Annotated in this window: 21 protein-coding genes; 11 read left to right on the top strand and 10 right to left on the bottom strand. The window is 60.3% G+C overall.

Annotation, left to right across the window (positions count from 1 at the left end):
• Window positions 1-71 precede the first annotated feature (71 nt).
• The 3 genes from efeU to efeB are packed head-to-tail and all read left to right on the top strand — an operon-like array spanning window position 72 to window position 3,400.
• A complete protein-coding gene (gene efeU / locus QRN54_RS27765) occupies window positions 72-974 on the top strand; it encodes an iron uptake transporter permease EfeU (protein ID WP_058037265.1) in 903 nt (300 codons plus the stop codon).
• Window positions 975-988: 14 nt separating this feature from the next.
• Window positions 989-2,119 (top strand): iron uptake system protein EfeO, encoded by a 1,131-nt coding sequence (gene efeO / locus QRN54_RS27760; RefSeq protein WP_285183514.1) that lies wholly within the window; start codon window positions 989-991, stop codon window positions 2,117-2,119.
• Complete coding sequence (efeB, locus tag QRN54_RS27755; RefSeq protein WP_058037257.1) at window positions 2,120-3,400, top strand: iron uptake transporter deferrochelatase/peroxidase subunit; 1,281 nt, start codon at window positions 2,120-2,122, stop codon at window positions 3,398-3,400.
• Between the two features lie 15 nt (window positions 3,401-3,415).
• Here efeB and QRN54_RS27750 read toward each other — a convergent pair whose 3' ends face one another.
• Window positions 3,416-4,675 carry a DUF7159 family protein gene (locus QRN54_RS27750; protein WP_285183513.1) on the bottom strand — a complete coding sequence of 420 codons (1,260 nt, stop codon included), beginning with the start codon at window positions 4,673-4,675 and terminating at the stop codon, window positions 3,416-3,418.
• A 153-nt stretch (window positions 4,676-4,828) separates the two neighbouring features.
• Between QRN54_RS27750 and QRN54_RS27745 the strand changes: the two genes are divergently transcribed.
• Window positions 4,829-6,667 (top strand): serine aminopeptidase domain-containing protein, encoded by a 1,839-nt coding sequence (locus QRN54_RS27745; RefSeq protein WP_285183512.1) that lies wholly within the window; start codon window positions 4,829-4,831, stop codon window positions 6,665-6,667.
• Window positions 6,664-7,896, top strand: a complete 1,233-nt coding sequence (locus QRN54_RS27740; protein ID WP_082238945.1) for a lipase family protein — start codon at window positions 6,664-6,666, stop codon at window positions 7,894-7,896. Before QRN54_RS27745 ends, QRN54_RS27740 begins: the two co-directional genes overlap by 4 nt.
• Here the strand turns inward: QRN54_RS27740 and QRN54_RS27735 are convergent, their stop codons facing one another.
• The 7 genes from QRN54_RS27735 to QRN54_RS27705 all read right to left on the bottom strand — a co-directional run bounded on the left by QRN54_RS27735 (window position 7,897) and on the right by QRN54_RS27705 (window position 17,693).
• On the bottom strand, window positions 7,897-9,282 hold the full coding sequence (locus QRN54_RS27735; protein WP_230691677.1) for a glycoside hydrolase family 71 protein: 1,386 nt from the start codon (window positions 9,280-9,282) through the stop codon (window positions 7,897-7,899).
• A gap of 254 nt (window positions 9,283-9,536) precedes the next feature.
• Complete coding sequence (locus tag QRN54_RS27730; protein WP_285183511.1) at window positions 9,537-11,318, bottom strand: tyrosine-protein kinase domain-containing protein; 1,782 nt, start codon at window positions 11,316-11,318, stop codon at window positions 9,537-9,539.
• Window positions 11,315-12,730 carry a hypothetical protein gene (locus QRN54_RS27725; protein WP_285183510.1) on the bottom strand — a complete coding sequence of 472 codons (1,416 nt, stop codon included), beginning with the start codon at window positions 12,728-12,730 and terminating at the stop codon, window positions 11,315-11,317. Before QRN54_RS27725 ends, QRN54_RS27730 begins: the two co-directional genes overlap by 4 nt.
• Window positions 12,727-13,530, bottom strand: coding sequence for an SGNH/GDSL hydrolase family protein (locus QRN54_RS27720; RefSeq protein ID WP_064687510.1), 804 nt, complete (start codon window positions 13,528-13,530; stop codon window positions 12,727-12,729). The genes QRN54_RS27725 and QRN54_RS27720 overlap by 4 nt, the downstream gene beginning before the upstream one ends.
• Complete coding sequence (locus tag QRN54_RS27715; RefSeq protein WP_054781157.1) at window positions 13,527-14,963, bottom strand: oligosaccharide repeat unit polymerase; 1,437 nt, start codon at window positions 14,961-14,963, stop codon at window positions 13,527-13,529. The genes QRN54_RS27720 and QRN54_RS27715 overlap by 4 nt, the downstream gene beginning before the upstream one ends.
• Complete coding sequence (locus QRN54_RS27710) at window positions 14,960-16,264, bottom strand: MATE family efflux transporter (protein ID WP_285183509.1); 1,305 nt, start codon at window positions 16,262-16,264, stop codon at window positions 14,960-14,962. The genes QRN54_RS27715 and QRN54_RS27710 overlap by 4 nt, the downstream gene beginning before the upstream one ends.
• A gap of 166 nt (window positions 16,265-16,430) precedes the next feature.
• Entirely contained in the window at window positions 16,431-17,693 is a 1,263-nt protein-coding gene (locus QRN54_RS27705) for a hypothetical protein (protein WP_285183508.1), read from the bottom strand.
• Between the two features lie 408 nt (window positions 17,694-18,101).
• On the opposite strand from QRN54_RS27705, the gene QRN54_RS27700 reads away from it, so the two are divergent.
• The 6 genes from QRN54_RS27700 to QRN54_RS27675 all read left to right on the top strand — a co-directional run bounded on the left by QRN54_RS27700 (window position 18,102) and on the right by QRN54_RS27675 (window position 23,731).
• Window positions 18,102-19,394 carry a glycosyltransferase family 4 protein gene (locus QRN54_RS27700; protein WP_080712731.1) on the top strand — a complete coding sequence of 431 codons (1,293 nt, stop codon included), beginning with the start codon at window positions 18,102-18,104 and terminating at the stop codon, window positions 19,392-19,394.
• Window positions 19,395-19,477: 83 nt separating this feature from the next.
• Window positions 19,478-20,515, top strand: coding sequence for a GDP-mannose 4,6-dehydratase (gene gmd / locus QRN54_RS27695; RefSeq protein ID WP_007728857.1), 1,038 nt, complete (start codon window positions 19,478-19,480; stop codon window positions 20,513-20,515).
• The gene (locus tag QRN54_RS27690) at window positions 20,512-21,492 is read left to right on the top strand and encodes a GDP-L-fucose synthase family protein (RefSeq protein ID WP_007728859.1); all 981 of its coding nucleotides are present in this window, start codon (window positions 20,512-20,514) and stop codon (window positions 21,490-21,492) included. Before gmd ends, QRN54_RS27690 begins: the two co-directional genes overlap by 4 nt.
• Window positions 21,489-22,025, top strand: coding sequence for a DapH/DapD/GlmU-related protein (locus tag QRN54_RS27685; protein ID WP_285183506.1), 537 nt, complete (start codon window positions 21,489-21,491; stop codon window positions 22,023-22,025). The genes QRN54_RS27690 and QRN54_RS27685 overlap by 4 nt, the downstream gene beginning before the upstream one ends.
• Window positions 22,022-23,143, top strand: a complete 1,122-nt coding sequence (locus tag QRN54_RS27680; RefSeq protein ID WP_030536278.1) for a glycosyltransferase — start codon at window positions 22,022-22,024, stop codon at window positions 23,141-23,143. The genes QRN54_RS27685 and QRN54_RS27680 overlap by 4 nt, the downstream gene beginning before the upstream one ends.
• 33 nt (window positions 23,144-23,176) lie before the next feature.
• Window positions 23,177-23,731 carry a YdcF family protein gene (locus QRN54_RS27675; protein ID WP_064687513.1) on the top strand — a complete coding sequence of 185 codons (555 nt, stop codon included), beginning with the start codon at window positions 23,177-23,179 and terminating at the stop codon, window positions 23,729-23,731.
• A 14-nt stretch (window positions 23,732-23,745) separates the two neighbouring features.
• Here the strand turns inward: QRN54_RS27675 and QRN54_RS27670 are convergent, their stop codons facing one another.
• A complete protein-coding gene (locus tag QRN54_RS27670; protein WP_042920929.1) occupies window positions 23,746-25,227 on the bottom strand; it encodes a sugar transferase in 1,482 nt (493 codons plus the stop codon).
• Between the two features lie 319 nt (window positions 25,228-25,546).
• Window positions 25,547-26,383: a nucleoside triphosphate pyrophosphohydrolase gene (locus tag QRN54_RS27665; protein ID WP_030536281.1), complete on the bottom strand. Its 837-nt coding sequence runs from the start codon at window positions 26,381-26,383 to the stop codon at window positions 25,547-25,549.
• Window positions 26,384-26,388 lie beyond the last annotated feature (5 nt).

Raw genomic sequence — 26,388 nt, 5'->3', positions numbered from 1 at the left:
TTAAGGCTGGCCTAGCCTCACGAACTTGTCCGAAGCTGTTACACCCTTCCTGTCAGGAGTCGCCCGTGCCCGTGTCGGTACTCGCTGCCGCGAGCACACCATCAGTTGCCACCCAGTTATTCGGCAGTGGCCTGATCGGTCTGCGCGAAGGCCTCGAAGCGGGCATCGTGGTGATGATTCTCGCCGCCTACCTCGTGAAGGCGCAGCGCAAGGACGCACTGAAATGGGTGTGGCTCGGCGTCGCGATCGCCGTCGCGATGGTGGCGATCATCTTCTTCGCGATCCACTACGGAACGTCGACGGTCGACGGCCTGACCGCAGAGATCATCGCGGGCGTTGCCTCCCTGATCGCCGTCGTCATCGTCACGATCATGGTCCTGTGGATGCGTACGGCAGCGAAGAACATTTCCGGAGATCTCAAGGCGGGGATGGAAAAGGCGCTCATTGCCGGACCCGTCGCCATTTTGTCGCTGGCATTCTTCGCGGTCGGTCGTGAAGGCGTCGAGACAGCGTTGCTCATGGTGGGGTACGCAGAGAACACCGCCGGCAGCTCCTGGCCGCTGGTCGGACTGCTCCTCGGAATTCTCTTGGCCGCCGTCTTGACCGTCGCCATGTACTTCGGCGCCCTCCGTCTCAACCTCACGACGTTCTTCCGGTACACGGCGATCTTCCTCATCGTCGTAGCCGCCGGAATCCTCTCGTACGGTGTTCGCGCTCTGCAGACCGGAAACGTCCTGCCGGGCGGTTCGAATCTCGCGTTCAACCTGACACCCGGCTACGACCCGTCGACCTGGTACGGCACCGTCCTCGCCGGAATCTTCAACTTCCGCCCGGACCCGACCGTCCTGCAAGCCGTCGCATGGCTCGTCTACCTCGTAGTCGTCCTAGCACTCTTCCTGCGTCCCCTTCCGTCGAAGCCAACCGAGCCGACGGCCCCGCCCGCGCACGACACACACGTTCCCGAAAAATCCTGAGAGGCATTGCCGACATGCGTAAATCCACCCTCGTACTGGCCACGGCTGCGGTACTTCCCTTCTCCCTCGCCGCGTGCACCGAGAAGACGACGGCGAACGACGGCGACATCACGGTCACCGCCACCGACGACTCATGTGAGGTCAGCGCCACGACGGGGACGACCGGCACGTCGACCTTCCAGGTGACGAACAACGGCTCCAAGGTCACCGAGTTCTACGTCTTCGCCGAGGGTGATCGAGCGATGGGCGAGGTCGAGAACATCGGCCCAGGACTGACCCGTCAGCTGATCGTCTCTCTCCCTGAAGCAGCGACCTACCAGCTCGCCTGCAAGCCGGGCATGGTCGGAACCGGCATCCGTCAGGACTTCGTCGTCACAGGCGATTCGCAGGCGGCCACCGACGAGAGCGGCCAGCTCGCCGAAGCCGCCGACGGTTACCGTCGCTACATCCGCAGCCAGATCGTCGCGCTGCAGGACACCGCAGCTCAGTTCGTCGCCACAGTCCAGTCCGGCAACGTCGACCAGGCGAAGGCACTGTTCCCGATCGCACGTACCTACTACGAGCGCATCGAACCCGAAGCCGAGAGCTTCGGCGAGCTCGATCCCAAGCTGGACCTTCGCGAAGCGGATCTCGAGCCCGGTCAGGTCTGGACCGGGTTCCACCGCCTCGAGAAGGATCTGTGGGTGACCGGGCTTCAGCCGGACACCAACGCGGTCGCAGATCAGCTGCTCGAAGACATCCAGTACCTTGCCGACCAGGTGAACGCGGACGATTACACGATCGATCCCACCAAGATCGCCGGCGACGCTCAAGGGTTGCTCGACGAGATCTCGAAGTCGAAGATCAGCGGAGAAGAAGACATCTTCTCGCATACCGACCTCTGGGATTTCCAGGCCAACGTCGATGGCTCACAAGCGGCGATCGCGGCACTGAACCCGATTCTGCAGGAACGTAATCCCGAGCTCGCCCAGCGCATCGCTGACCGATTCGCCGACCTCGACGCTGCGCTGGCGCAGTTCCAGGTCGGCGACGGATTCGTGTACTACGACACCGTGACCGAGGCGCAGCGTCAGGAACTCTCGCGTAAAATCGATGCTCTGTCCGCCGAGGTCAGCCAGGTCCAGGAAGTAGTCGCGGGACAGTAGATGACTGATTCACCGAAAGGCACACCCGCTGCGGAAAGCGCAGCACCGCAGGCAGTCTCACGGCGCCGACTGTTCGGCGCCGTGGGGGCGGGCGCCGTCCTGGCCGGTGCCGGTGCCGTCATCGGGCGGGTGACCGCCGACGAGAGTTCCGGCACCGATCACGCAGACGTGGTGGCCTTTCGCGGCGAGCATCAGGCAGGCATCACGACGCCGGCCCAGGATCGTATGCACTTCGTCGCTTTCGATGTGACGACGAAGTCGCGCGACGAACTGATCACGCTGCTGCAGACGTGGACGGCGATGGCCGAACGAATGACGGCGGGTCAGGAAGCAACCGAGGACGGAGCGACCGGCGACGGTCCGTATGCACCACCGAGCGATACGGGTGAGGCACTCGATCTCGCGCCGTCGCAACTCACCCTGACCATCGGATTCGGACCGTCACTTTTCGACGACCGGTTCGGTCTCGCAGACAAGAAACCTGCTGCCCTGCTCGATCTCCCCCACTTCCGTGCGGACAACCTCGATCCGAATCGCAGCGGGGGCGACATCGCCATCCAAGCGTGCGCCAACGACCCCCAGGTTGCCGTCCATGCGATCCGCAACCTCGCGCGAGTCGCGTTCGGGACCGCGTCGGTCAAATGGTCGCAACTCGGGTTCGGACGAACATCCTCGACCTCGACGACGCAGGCGACACCACGAAATCTGTTCGGGTTCAAGGACGGAACAGCCAACATCAAGGCGGAAGATCCAAACGCACTCGCCCAGCACGTCTGGGTTGATCCCACTGACGATCAGGCCTGGATGGCGGGCGGCTCATTCCTCGTCGCAAGACGAATCCGCATGCTGATCGAGCAGTGGGATCGCGCAGTACTCAAGGAACAGGAAGCTGTCATCGGCCGCTCCAAACGCAGCGGAGCGCCGCTCGGCGGCAAGGACGAGTTCGACGAGCTCGATCTCGATTCCAAAATGGGACACGACTTCGTCATCCCGGAGGATTCACACGTGCGCCTGGCCTCTGCCGAGGAACTCGGTGGGATTCAGATCTTGCGCCGCGGATACAACTTCACGGACGGCTCCGATGGCTTCGGCCACCTGGACGCGGGACTGTTCTTCGTTGCGTACTGCCGGAATCCGGTCGAGCAGTTTGTTCCGATGCAGCAAAACCTTTCACGACACGATGCGCTGAACGAATACATCCAGCACGTCGGTTCTGCGGTCTTCGCTTGCCCCGGCGGTCTCGCCGACGGCAAGGACTGGAGTTCCCAACTGTTCACCTGACGCGAGTCTCTGTGTTCAGTACCTCCACGAACGCACCAAATTGACCGGTGCCCGATTCCGCTCGGTCAGTGGATCGATTGCTCTGGTCGTGGTCGGCGGCAGCAAGTCGGAGGTAGGTACCGGCGCGACAATTGCCGTTGTTTGCGCCTGCGGCGGTTCCGCCTGTGCAGGATCCGAAAACGGGCGCAGCACCGCCCACGCGAGGAAGCTGGTCAGCGCAACCATCGAGAACCCGACGCCCACAAGGATTTGCATCCTCCCAAGCCCACCAGCAGGTAGCGAATCCGATTCGGTGTCTTCTTCGGTTTCACCGACGCTGTGCACCACGGCCTGATCGGAAGACATTTCTACAGTATCCGTTGCGATTTCCGAGTCGGAGACTGCCGAAACCGCGACGTCCGAAACCGCGACGTCCGAAACCGCGACTTCCGAGCTGGGGTGCTCCTGATGTAAGACCTCGGCTATCAATGCTGCGCCCTTGGCCGAGGCGAGCTCGGGCTCGGCCGGCCTGATCACCGGTACCGAAAACTCCCGCGCGAGTATCTTCTCCACCAGTGAAATTCGGGCGCCTCCTCCGACGAGAACCAAAGCGTCAGGGACACACCGAGCTCGTGCCGCAACTTCTCGAATCACCATCAGCGTGTCTTCGACTTCACGCTCGACAACCGAATCGAAACGGATGCACATGGATTCGGGAACGGGCATCACCTGCGCACGACGGGAGCCACTGGCGAGATACTCCTTGACTTCGCGGGCGTCGAACGCTGAATCAGCGTCGAGGGCTGCATCAACAGTGGTTGCGGGAAGTAACTCCGCGACAACCCCGTCGAGCCTGTCACCGGCGAGCGCCGTCGACCGCGTGGACGCGATGGTTGTCGCGGTCCCGATCTCGATCATCGAGACAGTCACTCCGGTTCGACCGATATCGAGAACTGTAAGTAACCGAAAACCTTCGGCCGCACCCGAAGTCCGTACCAACGCGACAACGGCAACCGCTTCCGGCACCGTGACAACGCCCTCGATACCTCGGGCACGCAGTTCTGATTCGAGCGCTACGTTCTGCCGCTCGTCGGGAACCGAAATGACCATCCGTGACGTGTCCCCGCGAACCGCAGCAACTAGGTGAATCGCGGCTGTCCGGACCGGAGAGGCGTCGTTTGCATCTACAGTCCGAGTCAGGAATCGACCGCTCGTGGATCCGGTTTCCGGCTGGGGGTCGGCCCGAACAATACGAACCGAGGCAGCGCCCAACGACGCACCGAACACTGGATCCATCGCTGTACGCACCCCCATATCCAACTCTTGCACTGTTCATCCGCCGCAAAACATACTTGCGGTATGTTATCTGTAGCGGGAAGTTTACCGGATCCTCTGGAAACCGGAGAACTACGCGAAACTGGCAGGCCGAATCAATGTGTGGAGAGGTCCTTGAACAAATCGATGGCCAACATGACAACCGTGATGTCCGCACTACACGCACCCAACCCCACCCTGCTGGCGATCACCACCCGGCGCCTCCGCGACCGCCAGACACCGACCGGGATTCGCACGATCGACACGTGGATTCCGGGCCCTGGCGATGGGGCACTGTTCGCCTCGGTTCACCTGCCGTCGGATGCTGCCGTGCGCGGTGCCGTGGTCATATGTCCACCCCTCGCGAAGGAACACATCAGCGCTTATCGGGGACTGCGCCAACTCGCCCAAGAACTTGCCGAGCACGGATTCCTCGCTCTTCGTTTCGACTATGAGGGACAAGGAGATTCATCCGGTCGGCAGGATGACCCGCTAGCAGTTACGCACTGGCAGGCCAGCGTGACAGCAGCCGTTTCGTACGTGCGGCGCACAGGTATCGAGTCCGTTGCCGTCGCAGGTTTGCGTGCAGGGGCCCTACTGGCCGCGTCCACCGTAGATACACTTGGCGACCTACGTGCGATGGTCTTGTGGGATCCGGTCATATCCGGTAGGGCCTATGTTCGAGAACTGACGTCGCTGTACCGCGTTTCGGTCGACGACGACCCCCACCACGACGATTGCACATCGATCGTCGGCGGCCTGCTGGCTTCCGCAGCGGTGAATGACCTTTCCGGACTTGACCTCAGCACGTTCGATCCGAGTTCGTCGACAAAAGTCCTCGCCGCGATTCGCCCTGAATTCGCTGATTCGCCCCGCGTGGTACGGATGCTCGAGCGATCCGGTGCTGAACGCATATTCGTCGAACGCCAGAATCAGTTCGTTTCCCCCAGCAGTTTCGTACTCTCGGTGCCTACGCACGACATACAGCGGATTTCGAGTTGGGTGTCGCGACAATTCGGCGAGGACAAGACTTCCGTCGATCCAGAGATCACGTCGGCGGCGCATGTCGCGACGGCTGACGACGGCGAAGAAGTCTGGGAAATATTGGAACGACGGTCCACCGGATCACTATTTGCAATCTCCACCGCATCCCGCACGACCGCGAGCCACGCTGCCACAGCGATCTTTCACAGCACCGCGAACGAGCACCGGATCGGGCCGGCGAGACTGTGGGTCGAGTCCGCTCGAACTCTCGCCTCGCACGGTATTCGCTCGATTCGCTTCGACAGGATGGGCACAGGAGACAGCGGCACGGTCTGCACCGACGAGAGCACGCCCATCGTGTCTCCGGAAGCGCGCCGCAATGTGTTGGATCTCGTCGACACTCTCGACGTGCCGCCGTCCCGCCGGATGCACGTCGGAATGTGTTCCGGCGCATGGATGGGCGCCTATGCAGCAAGCCAGCGCGGCGCAAGGTCCGTGGTGCTTCTCAACATAGTGAACTGGTCGATCAACAATCGCCGACCACCAGTGAAGAAAGCACACGTCGATGCAATGGAGTCTGACGTTGCAAACCGAATTTTCCTCGTGGCCAGAACAATTCGCAATTCCGGACGACGAGCTCAGCGGTACGTCCCCTACCCGGTGTGGCTCGGTCTCGGTTTCCTCGGATTGGTCAATGCCCCCGAGTCGATGCTTCGGACCTTGACCCGCCGCGGGACAAAAACTGCAGTGTCACTCTCGCCGGAAGACGAAGCGTGGTTCGAGGCGAACAGAGGCCGACGAGGTATAGCGCGTCTTTCGAGATCGAGGAATCCTCCACAGGTCTTGTTCTCAGGCTCCGGCGATCACAACCTGTTCCATCGCAGTTCGCGAGAACGCGTCCGCCGGTTGATAGTTGCCTCTGCACTCGATGCGTTCGGAGACCGAAAACTCGCCGTGTCGAAGCGCGGTCAGGAGCGACTCGGAGCATGATGCGCACGTCTACCCGGGACGGAATTACAACGTCGTCCCAAGTATTTGTAGTCGTTGCAGCGACAACCGTGGCGCTTCTGACCGGTTGCACTGCCCACACAAGGCCCTCAAAACCGACTCCTACGTCCGTACCTCTTCCCTCGATCAGCGCCGACGCCGTCGCGGCCAGAGGCAAACTGGAAAGTGCGTCCGCGTTCGACGAAATCGATCCACTGATCGCCGACGTGGGCGCGACTGCCCACCAGATCACGTACCGATCAACTTCAGGTATGGACGGAAGCTCAACGGTCGTGTCTGGAGTCGTCTTCGTTCCGGAAGGCGATCCACCACCCGGCGGGCGGTCTGTTGTCACCGTCGGTCACGGCACAACGGGAGTGACTGCGGAGTGCGGACCTTCGATGTACCCGAATCTCCTGGGTTACGCGAGCACGATCGTCCCTTTGATGAAACTTGGGTTCGTCGCAGTCATGACCGACTACCAAGGATTGGGTCCGGCAGGCGGCATCAACCCGTACCTCGATCCGAACACCAGCGCATTCAACCTGATCGACGGAGTTCGCGCGGCGCGAGAAATGGTCCCGGACACGTCCGGGAAATGGGCAGGACTCGGCGTGTCGATCGGCGGGCAGGCGACATGGGCGGCGGCAGAGTTGTCCGGTTTCTACGCGCCCGAATTGAATTTTGTCGGATCGGTAGCGCTGGCTCCGGCGGCAGATCTTTCCAAGCTCGCCGACTTGGCCCAGTCGCAGTGGCTGACGCATGAACAGCAGATCATGATGTCGTACGTAGTATCTGGGCTGACCATCGCTCGACCCGGCACCGATCCAGGCAACTACCTACACGGCGCGCTGGCGAGCAACTCTGCGATGTGGCTGGCATGTGCGGGTCCGGTGTTGAAAGAACGCGGCGAACAAGCATCACGACTGAATCCCGCCGATACCCTGCCGAACTCCGACGAGGCCGGAGCAGTCTTGCGCGACTGGCTCATATCGATCGCCCTTCCGCAGCGTCCGGCCGGAGGACCACTCTTGGTCATCAACGGCGACGCTGATCAGACGATCCGCCCGCAGTGGGTGCAAGAGGCCGTCGACAATGCCTGTGCGTTCGGCGATTCGGTGCAGCACATCGTCAGGGCAGGCCAAACTCACAATAATCTGGATCCGGGGTCCGAGACCGCAGTCTGGCTCCAAGCGCGCTTCAGAGGCGAGTCACCGCCGTCGGACTGCTGATTATCGTCCAAAACTCGAATCGACCAGGTACTCCATGTTCTGAACCGCAGGAGTGGACACGACGTCTGAATGTGCCTTCGCCGAAGCCACTTCCGCCCCGTTTCGAACCACGCTGACCGAGACGGCGCCGACCGCCGACGGAACCGTGCAGATGTCCATCCCTGTATCGGCACTGCACGTGGTCGTCGAACCGCCGACCGTAACTTTCACTTCGGCACCTTCGACCAAGAAGGTCAAAACCTCGATCGTGTCGCGAACCGGGGACGACCCCGCACGCAGAATCATCGGTGATACCGAGGGTAGTGCGGGTTGCGCGGACGACAGCTGGTTCCGATATGTGACGTACGCGATATCACGTGCAATCGCCGGTGCCGTTCCGGTCTTGAACCAGTCGACAAAATATGCGTTCAAATCGAGCAGCGCACGACCGTGCCCCTCGCTCGGTGCAAACGCCGTACCTTCGCTGTAGTCGTTCCACGAAATTAGTTGCACCCATTCGCTATCCGATTCGCGCGCAATCTGCCAGGTGTTTCGGAGATTCTCAGTGTTCTGCGCTTCGTCGAAAACCGATTGGCTGGGACGCGCATCCTGGAACGAGACCGACTGCATCCATATCTTGCCGAGAGCGTGCGCTCGGTTCACCTGATCCAGTGGCGAGCCGATCCCGGTGTCCGTCACTGGATTGAAGGAAGGGTTACGTCCACCCCACGTCGACATTCCATAGCTTATCGACGCGAATGAATCCATATTCGTGGTGGAGTTCAGGAAAAGTGGAACGAAGGCCACCTCGATCCCGTAGCGGGCCTTCATGATTTCGAGAAACTGCGACCACCACGCCGGGTCGTGTTTCTCGGCAAGAAAGGGCGAAATCACCACCCGGTTGTCCGTCAATCGAAAAACCGACGGCGATGACGCGTACTGCGACAACTCGCCTGCCAGATTCGCGGGGTCCAATGTGCCGAGTTCGCCGTTCATATCCGGCATCAGCATTATTTCGAACGCAGGATCAACCGCAGCCGAAGCGGCGAGAAGTTGGGACGGAACGGACGAAGACCACAACGGGTTCGACGACTTCGTCAGAATGTCAACCGAGAACCCACTGATTCCCGCGTCGATTGCCTGCCGCACTTCATCTTCGAGATCTCGCTGCCTCCACTGTGGGTCAGCTGAAACAGGCCGTGGTTGCGGTCGGTCTCGAAGAAACCCTCCGAATGCGGCGTATGAACCTCGTTCACCGTTCGGATTGAGATACTGCGTGGCGTAATAGTCTTCGCCCGACGGTAGGTTGTCGATCGAAAGGGGATACGGCGGGAAGTAGTGCGCAAAGACCATTTTGCCGGTCGACTGTCCGTTGTCCGGAAGCTCGACGGCGGGATGTGATGACACCGCCGCGTCAACCCTCGCGTTTGGGTCCACTCCATCAGAGAGCCTGAGGCCGGCCACTACGAGAAGCACTGACGACACCAGCGCAATGCCGATGGCAACTGCACGAAATTTCCTGTCCCGCGAACCTTCGATACTCACCCGTTTCCGTTTTCGAGCATCGGCGTTCACCGAATCAGCCACCCCTTCTCACACACGGCCTTACGCCGCAATGTCCGGTGACGTTGACATCCCGAACCTGGAAATCGAATTCCAATTCAATTCTGCTGCACAGAATCCGAAGCTTGCGACGGGTGATTCGACCTGGAATCGGAATCGCCGTTCCCACCGAGTGATCTTACCTGCCGCTTATCGGTCGGCAACTCGTCACTCGAGAGGTTCGCCTTCTGCGCGACCTTTGTGCGGAGCATCGAGCGAGGGATCGCCACTGTCGGACTGTCCAGATCACTGCGCGTGTAGCGCCCCTCGGTCTCCGCCGGCTCCCATTCGTCGAAATCGATGCGCATATCTTCGGCCGGAGATTCGGCCGAATCCCCCGAATCATGCTTCTCCACTTCATTCTTCCCCGTCGATCCCACACCTGGTTCTGCGTGTACTACCTGCGCGCCGGCTCCTCGTTCAACGGGAGGCCACGCGCCGACTGGTTCATTCGATGCATCATTCACCGGAGGCTCGTTCGCCGCAGGCTCGTCCACCACACTCACACGGCTGCGGACCTTGACCAAGCCACCCCGTCTGACACCCGACAGCACCGCGCCCAACAGGTTCGCGCCGGCAGCGCGCAGCGTGGTCGCTGCGCCTTCCACCTCGTCGACCGACGAAATACTCTGTGTTGAAACAAGAACCACGCCGTCGACGACTGAGCCGATCACAGCCGAATCGGAATAGAGCGACAACGGTGGACCCACGACGATCGTGTATTCGAATTTCTCGGAGGCTTCCGAAAGCATCTCGCGTGCCGAGACCGATGCGATGGCATCACCGGAATCGGATCGTATCGAGCCGGCGGGCAGCAGAGTCAATGAGCGACCGGGTACCTGAACGAGCACGTCCACGAGCGGAATCGCACCGGCCAGCACGTCGGAAAAGCCGACTGCCGGCTTGATACCGAGGTATGAATCCAAGCTCGGCGACCTCAAGTCACCGTCCACCAACAGCACTCGACGTCCCGCTTCGGACAGGACAACCGCGAGATCGGCTGCGATGCACCCCGCAGGCTCCGAGTACCGAGGCGAGGCGATGAGGACCGAACGGATCGCGTCGGCACTCGGGCCGGCGAACTCGATACCTGTCCTGAGCTTGCGTATCGACTCGGCATAGGCGGTCGCGCCGTCGGCGGGGAACGTCAACGCGCGAAATCCCCGCGAGGCCGATTCCGGAACTGTCGCCAAAATCGGTACACCTGCAACGGCCGAGAGCATGGAAGCGCTTCGAACAGACCGGTCGAGTCGCCCAAGGAGCACCCGGACGCCGATGCCGACGACCAGGCCACCGATGAGGCCGAACAGGGACGTCATCACGAGATTCGAACCCCCACTGGCATCTTCAGCGTTGGCCTCGGTGACCACCTGGACGGAGGTATTCGGACGGCCACCACCGTTAGGGGTCTCCAACTGCCCCACATATTGTGCAAAATTCTTCGCATACGCATTGGCGATACCGGCCGATCCTTCGGCCGTCGAATCCGTGACAGAGACCTGCAAGAGCACAGTTTTCTCAACTGCTGCCGCCGAAACCTGCGAGGCCAACTCATGTCCGCTCATTGGAAGACCCAGGTCGTCGATCACCTTGACCGCCAGATCGTCGCTCGAAAACAGTTGGGCATAGGTCGCCGCTCGTTGCTGAGAAAACAGATCGCCCTGGTAGGCGCCAGCCGAGTCAGCACTGATCGGCGAGCCGATGAACAGCACAGTTGTCGACGTGTAGGACGACGGACTCGAGATGGCCATGAAAGCACCGAGGATCAAGCCGAGCACCGCGAAGACAGGTATTGCCCACCCCCGCCTCAGAATTCGCGCGGCAGTGCTGAGTGCATTCATGTGTTCGCCTTTCTTGGAGATCGCTGTGTGCGTGTGTCTCCGTCGCGCCGTGGCGTGTAACTTGCCACCGAGTCAGTTGTGTCTGGCCGATTCACGGGCAACACTGCCCCTCGCTGCGTTCGGCGCGTGGTCGTCAAGAGGACCGAACCTTCGATTTTCGCTCCTGCGATTTCCAGATCGTGAATCTTCGTCATCAACGTCTGCATGTTTGTCGAATGAGACTGAACGACAAGGATTATCGAACGGCATACCTTGGCCAGTCGGCCCGAGTCGGCGTACTGCGTCCCGCCGGAGTCGAAAACAACCACTACGTCGAACCTGGCACTCAGATCTCGCAGCATGCGCCTGAACGACTCAGACTCGAAGACTCGCTCCGGAGTTTCGGTCGGCGAACCGCTCCGGAGGAGAGTCGGATGCAGCGGTGTCGAGATCAGAACATCATCGAGGACGCTGTCCGACATGACGATGTCGGTGACCCCGAACTCGATATGTGCACGCGAGGATCGGAAGTTGCAGTCGACGAGAACCACCGAATACCCCAGAGCGCAAGCAGCATCGGCGATGCCGCCAGCTGCGAACCTGCTGATCTTCCCCTCGTCGGCAGCGGTCACGAGCACGGGTGACGCGGGCGTACCTGACCCGATGAGATCTCGGTTGAACTGCAGTCTCTCAAAATAACTTCTCGATGCCGACTGAGCACCTTCCTCGGCGGACAATCCCCTGTCACCGAGGTACGGGATCGACTCGAGCACAGGTAGACCCGTCCAGGCCGCTAATTCGTCGACACCCTGAACTGCTCTCGACCTCGCAGTAGCCAAGATCACACCAGTCACTCCAACCATCGATCCGACGACCAACCCCAGAAGAACGTTCGGAATCGTCTGCGGACCAGCCGGGCTCGTCGGTGCTGACGCCGTGACGACAGTCAGCGGCTGAACCGTCGGGATCAAAGTCCCACTCGGCGTCTCGAGTCGCCGGATCGTCTCGTTCATCTCATCCGAAGCCGCGTTCGTCAGTTGCAACGCCCGGTCTGCGCTGTCGGTGGTGCCAGAGATTTCGAGCAACACGGTGTCGGGCACAACGCGAACCGAAATGCTTTCGACGTCACGCAGACCACTCTCGCCCAGACGACTTGCGGCGCGGGCCGAGAAGTCGGCACCCTCCGCCAGACGCGTGTACGTACCCGCTCGTTGCTGCGAGAATTCGTCACCTTGGAAAGGGCTCGAATCGGCATTGCCCAGAGTGGTCGGTGTACCCCACCCTGGCGTGGTGAGAAAGAGCTGGGTCGAGGACTTGAAAGTGGTCGGCGTGAGCAATGTCAGCAGAACGCCTACCAGCAGGCCGAGCAATGTCGAGATGCCGACGACAACCCACTTGTCACGAAGGACTCCGAAGAAGCGGGACGGGTTCATCGCAGAATCCCCCCATTCGGCGCGCCCTCGCGAATCACACCGGAGGCGGTCAGCGATTCCACCAGTTTCTGAGCAATCACTGCGTTCCCCACTGCATTCGGGTGCACACCGTCCTCGAATTTCAGTGTCGTGAGGTCCACGTCGGCGTACCAACCGTCGGCAACAGGATCGATCACGGTCGCGGCAACCGATTCCCCGTAACTTCGCAGCGCTGATACGAATTGGTCGTATCCGTCGTACGGCACAGGTGTGACGTATGTCGGCACGATGATCACCAGACGCGCATCCGGCCATGCATCCCGGACGGTATCGATGTACGACGTCATGACGGGAAACAAATCCATCGGACTCATGTGCAGATCGTTTCGCCCACCGTCCACGAAAATGATGTCCGCTCGATACCGCTCGATCGACACCTGTAGTCGATTCTCGAATCGTGTTGTAGTTCCCTGATACTCGGGTGCGCCGTCGTTGGTGAAACCGGTGCTTCCCTGAGCATCGACATTGCAGTCCCACCCCATCCGGACGCAGATGATTCTCGGGTATGCCCCGAGCCCGATTCCGTTGATGCCCGCAGTGAAGCTGTCGCCGAACCACATCGATGCCGGCGCTGTGTCCGGCGGCAACTGAGGAACCGTTGTCTCTGCTGTGAGGGCGGACCGGCCGTTTCCGGCAGCCGAATTCTGACGCACCGCCAGCGCCGTCGCACAAACGACCAGTACCACCAGCAGAGCAAGGCCCACGAGTTCCAGCGGGCGACGGGCAGAGATTCTCGACGAGAATCGGTTCGTCCGAGTCATCGAGTCACCTCCCGCCGTGAGACGAAGAATGCACAACCGATGATGACGAGGAAGTACGACATCGCTTGCAGCAGTGATCCTCTGAGCAGAATAATCAGGTAGAAGGGCAGGATGCAGGCAAGGATCGTCGGCGCCCTGGACTGGCGCAGCGACAGTTCGATTCGTCTGTCCTGAATCCCTGCGATCAAGCCTAGAGCAACCATTCCGACAATCAGCGCGATCCACCCACCGTTGACGAACAGTTCGGACCACAACGGAGCAGAAAGGTTCTTGACCGTGTAGTTGCGGCTCTCCGCGAGCAGGATGCCCGTGTCCGTAGCTTTGCCGGGCCAGATGGTCCGCGGAATCCAGAAAAGAACAACTCCGAGTGCCTGCTTGCCATCGGTAACCCCGTGCGTATTCACAAAGTTGACGGTGTTGTTGACCTGCGCAAATGCGTCGTAGTCCGGAGACGTGAGCGATTCGAGAGGCGAGCTTGTCTTGAACTGTGCCGACGTGCTGTACCTGAACGCATCGGCGAGCGGAAAGACCAGGACAAGTGCAGCCACGGCAAGCAAGGCAACCACACGGAAACGACCACGGGTCGCGAAGAGTCCGAAAAGTGCCGCCACGGCTAGTGCTGCAGTACCGAACAGATACCTCGCACTCGAGATCGGATTGAAAGTCAACAACAGCACGGCTCCGAGCACGATGGCGCAGAGAAGAAACAAACGATCGGCTCCCGGATTCTGATCACGGTATTTGACCACCGCGATGAATGCGACAAGCAAGGACATCATCGCGACGGCGCCGATGATGCTGGCGACCGTGGATTGCCCCAGCGACGCACTCGCCTGCTCCACCACGGCACTTCGGCTCGACAGAAGCGTCCCTACACCAAGTTTCTTGATGTAGTACGCGTTGGCGACCAGGGCGCAACCGGCAAGAATCAAAACCCGAACGGGATCCACACGCACGCTCGTGGCGTTTCCCCATCGCGTGTCTCTGATTCGACGCCACACCGCTCCGGAGAACACTAATCCCACCAGGAAGCCGCCGATTCCCAGAAGGACGATAGCCACCGCTGTCGAGTTGAGGGACGGATCCACTCGGGGCGTCGTAGGAGGAATCTCTCGCAGGCGGAGCTGGGCAAGTGGGGCAAGACCCATGAAGACATAGGTGAAAACCCAGAACGACATCTCGACGAGCCGACGAAAGCCCTCGCCCACAATCCACGCATAGCGCAGTCCCGAAATCGTGGTGACGGCAAGTACCGCCATCCATACACGCCCTGGCGGTGTCGGAGTGAACTCGACGACTGCGAAAGGCACGATGATCACCATGATCACCGCGGTCCAGATCGCAATCAGCGGTGGCATCAACGAGTCCTGCCGCCCGACGTCGAATTCCGCGAACTCGTGAGGCTTTGTCCGCCCGCTGGAAATTGTTTTCACGTGGTCGTCCCGGCCAGTGCGCCTGTTCGTGTTCGGCGCAGATCGCCTGGTTCGGCACGATCAGCAGTGGACGGCACGCTCGCGGGGTCTTCACGGCCGGAGTGCTTCCGTTGGGCAGCGACCACCAGACACACCGCAACGAGGACGGACGAGACCGCCAGCCCGATCGCGACTCCGACCGCGGTTCCTGTGAGGGCCGCGGCCGCGCTGCAGATGACGATTGCCGTGAGACTCTGGACAATTCGCAGCTTGAGCAGTCGTCCGCTGGCTCCTTGAGTGCGGTAGAGATTGTAAACACCCGCTATCCAACAGATCGCCGCGTACTCGAGTCCGAGAAACGGCAGAACATGGCGAGCCTCGGCCCAGGACTCTCCTAGAACGACTCGGCCGAGTGCATCTGGAAAGAAGGGAGCGGCGAATCCGATCGTTGCCGCCATCGCAGATGTGAGCCACGCTGCATAACGCAGTGTGCTCCACACCTGGCGCGCGGTATGGCCGGCCCGCACCGATTCGGGAATGACGATCAGTGGAAGAGAACTGATCAGCACGGCGAACGGCCCCAGGACGGTCACGGCTCCGCGCAAAGACGCGGCAGCCACCGTTCCGATGAAGGCCGTGGACACCGCGACGATCACGATTGCAGCCAGTTGGTCGATGCCACTCTCGAATCCGAACCGGATTCGATGAGTCCAGAACGACGCCCACCAGCGATACAGACCAGTCAGTCGCGGTAGCGTCTGTACGCGAATCATCAGGTAAACGAGTGCGAGTCCTCCGGCGACGGACCACAACCAAATCATCTCTGCGATCGAAAGTGCCTCTGGTCGAATCCAAGTCACGACAAGCACACCGAACGCCGCACTCGCCCACAACGCGTCGCTGAAGAACGCGTGTTCCGGTTCTCCCATCGACATCGCGGTGAACCGCAAGGCATCCTGCGCGAGAACAACCGGCGCGGCAACGGCGTATGCAATCCCTACCTGCGGTTCGTGAAGGAAAACCGAGACTCCGAGGGCAACGATCCCAACCAGGACTCCGACGGTGGCAGCACCCGAGATCGCATGTCTGCTCTCCGCGCGAATCCTGTTGCGACTGTGGGCACTCATCAACAGCAGGGGTGTGCCAACTGCACCTCGAACGAATCCGAGCGCAGCCGTGAGGATGGAGAAAACAAGGATCGCCAGACCGAACTCACTGACGGAGGACGGTCCGGCCATCGCGAACAGAATCAACGCGTTACTTACGCTGGACAGCACTTGGTCACCCGCACTGAACAGCACTCGCAGCTTCAGACCTGCCACGACCCCACCTCCCTTGCACACGTGGTGTCTCCAGACTGAGATCAAATTGAAACCGTCGGTCGGCTCAGTCCACCTGAAACAGTCTATAGGATTGTTTACTGCGAAGTAGCCGGGGTTGCCTTCGTGCATTCCTCCAGAGAGAGAACCTCCTCCAGACGAACCTTCTCTAGTCGAAGTGCGAGCCAGTGTTGACCGCGATTCGAAGCCCGAGGTAGGCGGCCGCAGCGTTGACGGCCGAACGCATCTTCTCGAGATCGACGAAATTACCCGAATGGCTGTATGTACAGTCGGCGTAGCGGCCCGTCGTGCGCATGTTGGACGCGAGAACTGCCGGCTCGAGTGTCTGCATTCCCCTCGCGAACGCCAGATCACCACCACTGAACGCATGATCTCGATCACCGGGCACCCGAAAACACGACATTGTAGTTGCAAGCACCATCGGGGACGCCACGCCATCAGGGTCGGCCCGGGACCGACTATTGCGCCGTCCGACCAACTCCCCAGCAGCACGCCGGACGAGCGCCTCGCCGGAGCGAATCCTCGACCGAACCTGCGAAGCCACTTCGAGGGGACTACTAGCTGTCCAATCTGCCCGGAAAGGAATGTGACTGAACGCATTCCCCCCTGTCCTCGCCAGTAGGGGCGATGCCGATCGCAGGTCGACAACCACGTGATGAGTGACGTCGGGGCCGCACTCCAGAGCCGCGAGCACTGCGCAATAGAAATACACGGAAGGCACACGGGTTCCAGGTGCTGCAACCAAACGAACGGAGAGCCACCACCCGCGAACAGGTTCCGTGGATACGGCCGAGGACGAGATTGCGTTTCCCGATGCCCGCCGACTCACCACCTCACGCTGGAACATACTTGTACCACTGAGGATTCGCCTCAGGGACGTCGCGGCAATCAAGGGATTGGTCGACGCCATCAAAAGCCCGGCAGCAACGATCCGACGCTTCGACAATCTGCGCACAGCGGGAGAGCGCGGACCAAGCGCCGGATCCAGACCCGACAACGCAAGAAAGAGTCGTTCTGATTTCGGCATGAAGACCGTCTCGTCACCAAACATGTGTGAATAGATCAGGCCGATCATGTTGCGTGCAACGACGACAGTGATCTCGCGAGGGTCACTGAATCGTCGCGCATTGAAATACCTGAACAATGTCCGGTCGAATACCTCGACGCCTATCGCCGAAGACACGTCGGCCACGCGCATTCCTTCGACGGCACCCAGTCCGTGTAACGAGGCAGTAGGCGAACCCTCACCAGCGGTACGCATCTCGAAAATCAGGGGGAAGACCCCGATACCCGCTTCGAAAGTCTCCGAGATCCACTCGTTGACAACGGCTACGACACCAGCTCTATCAACTGGGCCGAAGGACTCCTGCGCGTGACAGCAGTACGTGCTTGCCAGCGGATCGACCTTCACTTCATCCCTCCACGATCACGTGTGCCCGAAATTCAATCCTCACCGACCAATTTCCCTTCGTTCGCGGCAAAACAACCGTGCGCCGGTTTCAGCGAGTTTGCAGAACCTCCGAGGGAACCCGCGGCCGGATCGAAATCTCCGCCTTCCGCCAGTGCGCTCCGCCACATTCGAAATTGCCCAACGAGGCCAGTCCATCCATCACCCTGTTGCAACCTGCTGGTTAACACTACGCGCGCACAGGCTCGCCTCCATCTGATGCAGCAACATCGCTCCCGGCGATCGAAGCACGACATGAGACCAGTTGATAAACCGTGGAAATAGGTCTTAAATAGCGTAAACCAAACCATTTGACTGTTTGAAGCGCAGTTTACCAACTGGAGGTTCGTCATCAGCACCCAGATCGACCAGATGCACGACAAACCTGGTGACGTCTCCGCGACTTTCGAGTTATCCAATCGTGGTCCCGTCGAATCGCTGAACATCACGATTCTCGGCATCAACTACGCGCCGGAAACCACGGGGATAGCCCCGTACATGACGGACCTTGCCGAGTCCCTCGGCGAGCGCGGGCACAAGGTGCACGTCGTCACCGGGTACCCGCACTATCCGGCGTGGGAAATCGACGCTTCCTACCATGGACGGTCGATCGACGAGGTCGTGAACGGCGTTCACGTTCACCGACGCCGCCACTTCGTGCCCAGCCCACCGAATGCCTTGGGACGAATCAAGATGGAGCTGAGTTTCGGCGCACGTGCCGCCAGTTCCGGATGGAACACACCTGACGTAATCGTGTGCACCAGTCCGGCATTGCTGGCCACTGCGATGGTTCTCGGACGTGCTCGGCTGACACCCAAACGTCCGGCCATCGGGGTCTGGGTACACGACTTGTACGGTCAAGGCGTCGTGGAGACCGGTGCGATGACAGGCCGCAGTGCCCGCGCAACGTCCAGGCTCGAGGCGGCTGTCGTGAAGTCCGCCGACGGAATCGCCGTCGTCCATGACCGTTTCGTCGACCATGTCGTCAACGAACTTCACGTCCCACGCGAACGAGTCACAGTGGTTCGGAACTGGACGCACGTGACGCCGATCGATGTGGACGATCTCACCGCCGCACGCACCAAATTCGGTTGGTCGCCTGACGAAACCATTGTTCTGCACACCGGAAACATGGGCGTGAAACAAGGTCTGGAAAATGTCGTCGAGGCCGCTCGACTCGCCGACGAGCAGAGTCTGCCAATCCGATTCGTTCTGGTCGGTGACGGCAATCAGCGACCGAACCTCGAAGCCGCGGCAGTCGGAGTCGATCGAATCGACTTCGTCCGCCCACTCGACGACCAGGATTTCCGCACTGCCATGGCCGCCGCCGACGTTTTACTGGTCAACGAGGCACCCGGGATCGTCGGGATGGCAGTGCCGAGCAAGCTGACGTCGTATTTCAGCAGCGGTACCCCGATTGTCGCCGCAACCGATGTGGCATCTACGACTGCCGACGAGATCCGTGCCTCCGGTGCTGGGGTCGTCACTCAGAACGGTGATCCCGCAGGCCTGCTCTCTGCAGCCCTACAACTCGCGGGCGACGCGGAGACTTCCGCCAGACTTGGTGCCGCCGGGGTCCATTACTGCGCCACCTCGGTTGGCAAAACCGCGTCCATCGACAAATGCGAAAAGTGGATCCGCGAGCTGGTGGCCGGCCGCAGTTAGTACGCGAGCCGCTCGGAACAAAACCTCACACATCTCGACTCGGATCTGAAGACGACAAACATAGACAAGGCAGCTGACGCTCGATGACCAAACGCGCACTCATCACAGGGATCACCGGACAGGACGGTTCCTACCTGGCAGAACTGTTGTTGGCCAAAGGTTACGAAGTTCACGGATTGATCAGACGCGCATCAACTTTCAACACGTCACGCATCGATCACCTCTATCAGGACCCTCACGAACTGGGCGCACGGCTGTTCTTGCACTACGGTGACCTGTCCGACGGCGCACGACTCGTCACGCTCCTGTCGAAGATCGCACCAGACGAGGTATACAACCTCGCTGCGCAGTCGCACGTGCGGGTCAGCTTCGACGAGCCCGAACACACAGGCAACACAACCGGAATCGGGTCTATTCGTTTGCTCGAAGCAGTCCGCATGACGGGATTGCAGTGCCGCTTCTACCAAGCTTCGAGTTCGGAAATGTTCGGAGCCAGTCCGCCTCCACAGAACGAGGACACCCCGTTCTATCCGCGGTCGCCGTACGGCGCTGCAAAGGTGTACTCGTACTGGGTCACCAGGAACTATCGCGAGGCCTACGGAATTCACGCGGTGAACGGGATCCTCTTCAATCACGAGTCACCCCGCCGCGGTGAAACATTCGTCACGAGAAAGATCACGCGTGCAGTCGCGCGAATCCAGGCCGGGATCGAAGATTCCCTGTACCTGGGCAATTTGGACGCGGTCAGGGACTGGGGCTACGCACCCGAGTACGTCGAGGGTATGTGGCGGATGCTTCAAGTCGACGAACCAGATGACTACGTGTTGGCCACTGGAGGAAACTTCACGGTCCAAGATTTTGTCGTGGCCTCATTCGAACATGTGGGTCTCGACTGGCAGAAGTACGTCAAATTCGATCCTCGTTACCTTCGCCCCACAGAGGTGGACGCTCTGGTCGGCGATGCAGGCAAGGCCGAGGACAAACTGGGCTGGAAAGCGACAGTACAGACCCCAGAATTGGCTCGAATCATGATGGACGCCGACATCGCAGCATTGGCGCATGCCGGCACACCGTGGATCGACACGCCGCATCTCCCTGATTGGAAGATCTCGCTCTCATGATCACAACGAAATCGATTGCACCTCTTGATCGCAGCGCCCCGACTTACATCGCCGGACACAAGGGACTGGTGGGATCCGCGCTCTGGCGCAAGCTCGAACAGAGTGGCTTCACCGACCTGATCGGCCGCACATCTGCCGAACTCGATCTGCGAAACCGAGCAGACGTATTCGCCTTCTTCGAAGCCGCCAAACCGTCGTGCGTCGTCTTGGCTGCCGCGAAGGTCGGAGGAATCGTCGCGAACAACACGTATCCGGTCGATTTCATCTCCGACAACCTTCAGATCCAGACCAATGTGCTCGACGCAGCGCTGCGGCACGGCGTGCGCCGATTGCTGTTCCTCGGGTCCTCGTGCATCTACCCGCGCCTGGCGCCACAGCCGATCAGAGAAGATCAATTACTGAACGGCCATCTCGAACCGACCAACGACGCATATGCGATCGCCAAGATTGCGGGAATCATCCAGGTCCAGGCTGTTCGTAGGCAGTTCGGGTTGCCCTGGATCTCGGCGATGCCGACAAGCCTGTACGGACCCGGCGACAACTTCTCGGAGAATGTTTCGCACGTACTTCCTGCGATGATCCGCCGTCTCGACCAAGCCAAGAACGAGGGAATTGAATCAGTCACAAACTGGGGTTCGGGGAGCCCACGTCGAGAATTCCTCCATGTGGACGACTTGGCCGATGCACTCCTTCACCTACTTGACACCTTCGACGAGTCCGGGCATGTCAACGTCGGTACCGGTCACGACGAAACCATTAAAGAGCTCGCAAATATTGTAGCCGAAGCAGTGGGATATGAAGGCCGAATGGACTGGGACACAAGCAAGCCCGATGGTGCACCGCGCAAACTACTCGACGTGTCCACATTGATGGCCACCGGTTGGAAACCACAGATCTCAACCCGCGAGGGCATCGAGTCGACCGTAGCCTGGTATCGCGAGCACGTACGGGATTCGTCTGCAGCGGTCCGACTGTGAGCACAAACCGCACTCTGTCCGGGTTCACCGGTGCAGGATACGACAAGGGACGCGGCCCGCTGGTTCAAATCTCCTGGCTCGCGATTTCCGTTGTGCTGCTTTCTCATTGGTGGTGCCCCAATGGAGTACGCGTTGCAGTTCTCCGGCGGTTCGGTGCCGACATCGCCGACGGGGTCCTGATTCGACACCGCGTCCGTATCCACTGGCCGTGGAAACTGACGGTCGGAGCAGACTCGTGGATCGGCGAGGGAACATGGATACTCAATCTCGAACCCGTCACGATAGGGGCGAATACGGCTATCTCGCAGGATGTCCTCCTGTGTACGGGCAGTCATGATCACCGAAGTCCCACATTCGAGTTCGACAATGCTCCCATCGCCATCGGTGACCAAGCATGGATCGCCGCCCGTGCGACGATACTCCGCGGTGTAACGATCGGGGACAACGCAATCGTCGGCGCGACGGCTTTGGTGACGTCCGATGTTTCCGCCGGAGCCACGATGTTGGCGCCACGGGCCGGCGCTGCACGATGAAGATACTGCAGATCGTCACTCTCTTCTCACCGGACGCCGCCTACGGAGGGCCTATCAGGGTCGCCCTAAATCAGTCGAAAGCATTGCAGGACAATGGGCATGACGTAACTATCGCCGCGGGTGAGCGTGGATACGCGGTGCCACCGACACGCGAGCAGGGTATCGCTCTGCAATTGTTTCCGGCGCGAACCGTGATCCCCAAAATCGGGTACGCGGGAATCGGCGCGCCGTCGATGCTTGTGTGGCTTCGCAAGCACGTCCGAGAATTCGACGTCGTGCACATTCATCTCGCGCGTGACCTGGTGACCCTTCCTGCCGCGAAATTGGCTCTTGCATACGGTATTCCAGTTTTCGCACAAACTCACGGGATGATCGACGAGACAGACAAATTGCTGGCAAGGCCGTTGGACGCTGCTTTCACGATCCCGGTCCTCAAACGAGCACGGACAGTGTTCTATCTGACCGAACGAGAGCACACAGACCTGCAGTCTGTTGTCGGAGACAGTCGCGTCAACTTGGTGGAACTCAACAACGGGATCCCCGAGGCCGAAGACCTCGAGTCACGGCCAGTCAACAGTTGCGACCCGCCCGAGGTCCTCTACCTCGCACGACTACAGGCAAGAAAGCGACCCCAGGTCTTCGTCGAAGCCGCAAAAGAGTTGTTGGACAGCGGACACACGGCGCGCTTTTCGATAGTCGGACCGGATGAGGGTGAAGCAGAAGCCGTCAACCGACTGATCGAACGCTCCGGACATAGCAATTGCATCCAGTACGAAGGCCCACTACCGTTCGACAAGTCTCCCGAACGATTTCGTCAAGCCGCTGTATATGTCTTGCCCTCCGTGAACGAACCGTTCCCGATGTCTGTACTCGAGGCGATGGCCGCTGGACTGCCCGTAGTCGTCACCGACACGTGCGGCCTCGCACCACTGATCCGGGATGGTCGGTGTGGCCTCGTGACCGATGACGCCACCGAATCAGTGACCGCGGCGATCTCGTCGCTCTTGAAGGATCCCGTCGCCGCTGCAGAGATGGGCGCCCGCGCGCGAAATGTTGCTCGCGAACGACTAGGAATGCCTGCCGTTCGTGCGGTGCTCGAAACCCAGTACGGGCTCTGAGCGGCTCCCACATCTGCACTACAGGAAGTAATTGTGAAATCCACTCGCCCCAAGGTCCGTCGACGCGTACTCGTTCTCAGCGGGATTGTCGGCGGACTTACTGCAATCACTGCCGCCGGCTGGCCGGTCTACGTCGATCCGGTGATCGACACACCCGAAATGGCCGACGCGATAGTTGTTCTCGGCGGTGATCACGACGGCAGAGAAGAATACGGACTGTCCTTGGCCGAGCAGGGCTACGCGCCCCAGATCATCTTTTCGAATCCGTATCGAAGCAATGATCCGAGGATCACCGCAATATGCGAGGGAACCTACGACTTCGAGGTCAGCTGTTTCAAGCCAGATCCGTCGACCACGCGTGGTGAAGGACAGGAGATTCGGCGTCGCGCCGAGGCACAGGGATGGAAGCGTGTCATCGTTGTGACCTTCGTTCCCCATGTCTCTCGCAGTCGCTACATCATCAACCGTTGCTGGGACGGTGCCATCGACGTAGTCGCGGACCCCCGACCACTTCCGGTCTGGGTCTGGGCCGCGAACTATGTGTGGCAAACCGCCGGGTATGTTCGCGCCCAGTTCCAGGAATGCTGACTGCCTCTGTCCGGTCAGTACGCTCCGTCGCTCCTGAGCACTGCGGATACGGTCCTGGTGATGATCGAGATATTCTGCGCCGCAGACCAATTCTCCACGTAGGAAGAGTCGAGACGAACAGATTCTTCCCAGGAGAGATCACTGCGACCACTTACCTGCCAGAGACCGGTGATGCCAGGCTTGACCAGCAGGCGCCGGGCAACCTCGTCGTCGTACATCTCGACCTCGCGACGCAATGGCGGCCGTGGGCCGACAACGCTCATCTCTCCGCGAATGACGTTGAAGAACTGCGGTAGCTCGTCGATACTCAATCGACGAAGGATCTTGCCGACGGACGTGATTCGTGGATCCTCACGCATCTTGAACAACACACCTCCGGCGCCTTCGTTGTCCCCCATCAGATCGACAACCTGCTGATCGGCGCCTTCCACCATGGTACGAAACTTGAACATGGGGAACGGTTTCCCGTTGAGGCCGATGCGTTCCGCCTTGTAGAACACCGGGCCTTTCGACGTGAACTTGACTGCAGCGGCAGCGGCGAGCATGACCGGCGCCACGAGGAGGATCATCAGCATCGAGAACACCGCGTCGAAAACAGCGGGCGCAAGCCGGTTCGCGCCCTGGTAGCGCGGCCGCGCAACGTGAATCAACGGGAGACCCGCCGCAGGGCGAAACATCAAGCGAGCCTTCGACACATCGGCCACGACCGGTGAAACCACCATGTCGACGCCCTCGGCTTCGAGGTCCCACATCAGTTTGCGAATGCCCACCTGTCCGAGGTCTTCGGTCCCGGTTACGATGACGGTGTCTGCGCCACTTGCGCGCATCGCCTCGACTACCTCGAACTCGTTGCCCATTACCGGGACTGCTGCTCCGTCGACAACGATGTGATCGTCCAACGCGGTCGCCCGACGCGGAATGCACGCTCCCACAACGTCGTAGCCTGCCGAGGATTCCCGCACGAAGGCACGCGTAGTAGCAACGACGGACGCATGTCCACCGACCAACAGCACCGAGTTACGGCAATCCCCGATCGCACGCTTCTTTCGAATGTCGCGTCGCCAGAGGTAGCGTCCGAGAAGCAGCGCAGCGAGTCCGACGGGCAGTGCGATCATCAGGTAGCTTCGCGCAATTCCCACGCCCAGAATGATCCCGGCCAATGCGCCTACTCCGAAGACCTGGCCGGTAGCGAGCAGTACCTTCTCGTACTCGTCACTGCCCTCGCCCAGCATCGCCTGATGACGGCTACGCCCCCGTGCGAGGGCGATCATCCACAGTCCGCCCAACGCTGCAGACGCGATCACTTTAAGTGGTGTCAGCCACTCGATGGGATGCGGCCACATACTGCCGATCTGAGCGAGTGCGATCACGAACAGGACCGTGATCGAATCGCTCACTGCGATCCGCTTCCGGTATGCCCGGCGCCAGTCTGTTCCGACATGAGCGGAATCCTGCGATACCGCCGACCGGCTCTCCACCTCAGCATGAACGCTCATTTGCCATCAGTCTTTCTTGTCATACGAACGGCGTCAGCGGATCGAACGGCTTGGGGGATCGCTGATCGGTAGCCACCGCGAGCGTCCAGGTACGGCAACACCCCGCCGGTTGCCGTACCTCGCTGCTCGCAGTGCAGAAATGAACCGTCATCGGACCCCCCTACATAACCGCCGATCAAAGGCCAATTCATGCAAGAAAACGACCCTGTGTTGCTCATTTCGTACGTAAACATACCTTAGGTTTGTTTCAACTGCACTCACCAAGCCCAAGCTATTTTCCGATTGCCAGGTGATTACCGGGCAATTACGTCAAAGAGGGCTAATCCTCCACGTCTTCGAGACGTCTTCCCTCACGAATCCGAATGTCGGCGATCAGCATGTCCAGGGCGCCCAGGAGTGCAGTGTCGGCGCGTCGGCACTGCTCGATCAGAGCTTCCAGATCAGCTTCATCGGCGCTTTCGATCACACCAGCTTTGGCGGCCCTGCTCAGTACTTTTTCGGCGAGGAGCAACGGCGGCTGCGACCGAGCGATGCCGTCCATGGATGACGCGCGAGCCTTCTCGGCAGCCTTCAAAGCGTCCCACGCCCGCTCTTGCTCAGCGATGTCGACCGCCCCGGAACTGACCAGGTGCGGGCTGCGGTGCACGAGTTTCGCGATCAATGCACCGGCCACGTCGTCCAATTCGAAAACACCGTGTGCTTGAGCGATCCGCGAGTGGAACAACACCTGAAGCAACAGGTCTCCGAGTTCCTCCCGAAGATCGCTCTCGTCGTCGCTTCGAATCGCGTCGAGTACCTCGTAGGTCTCCTCGACGAGGTAAACGGAGAGGCTCTCGTGCGTCTGGGTCGACTCCCAACCGCCGCGATTCCACAACCGGTCCATGATCGACGCCGCTTCCACCAGTCGATCGCCGTGAATGGGTTCGGCGCGAATCATCTTTACCCCAGCGGCAGACAACGCCGCGATCTTCGGCTCGGCGGTGTCCATCATCACAGTCACCGCGGCGCCGGGTGTCGTGGCCGGCAGTGCGCCGCGTACCGAGTCGGGAACGTCCGGGTCGATATCGATCGCGCCGGACAAGAACGGGAGCGCCTCCAGCGGAAAGACATGCGGCCGCAAAGGATCGAGCAGTACGACGACGGGCGATTCGTTCACCGTGT

The sequence above is a fragment of the Rhodococcus sp. MEB032 genome (genome assembly GCF_030208925.1).
Classification (GTDB): domain Bacteria; phylum Actinomycetota; class Actinomycetes; order Mycobacteriales; family Mycobacteriaceae; genus Rhodococcus_F; species Rhodococcus_F qingshengii.
Note: the sequence above shows the minus strand (reverse complement) of the source record. Positions and strands in the feature narration are given on the sequence as shown.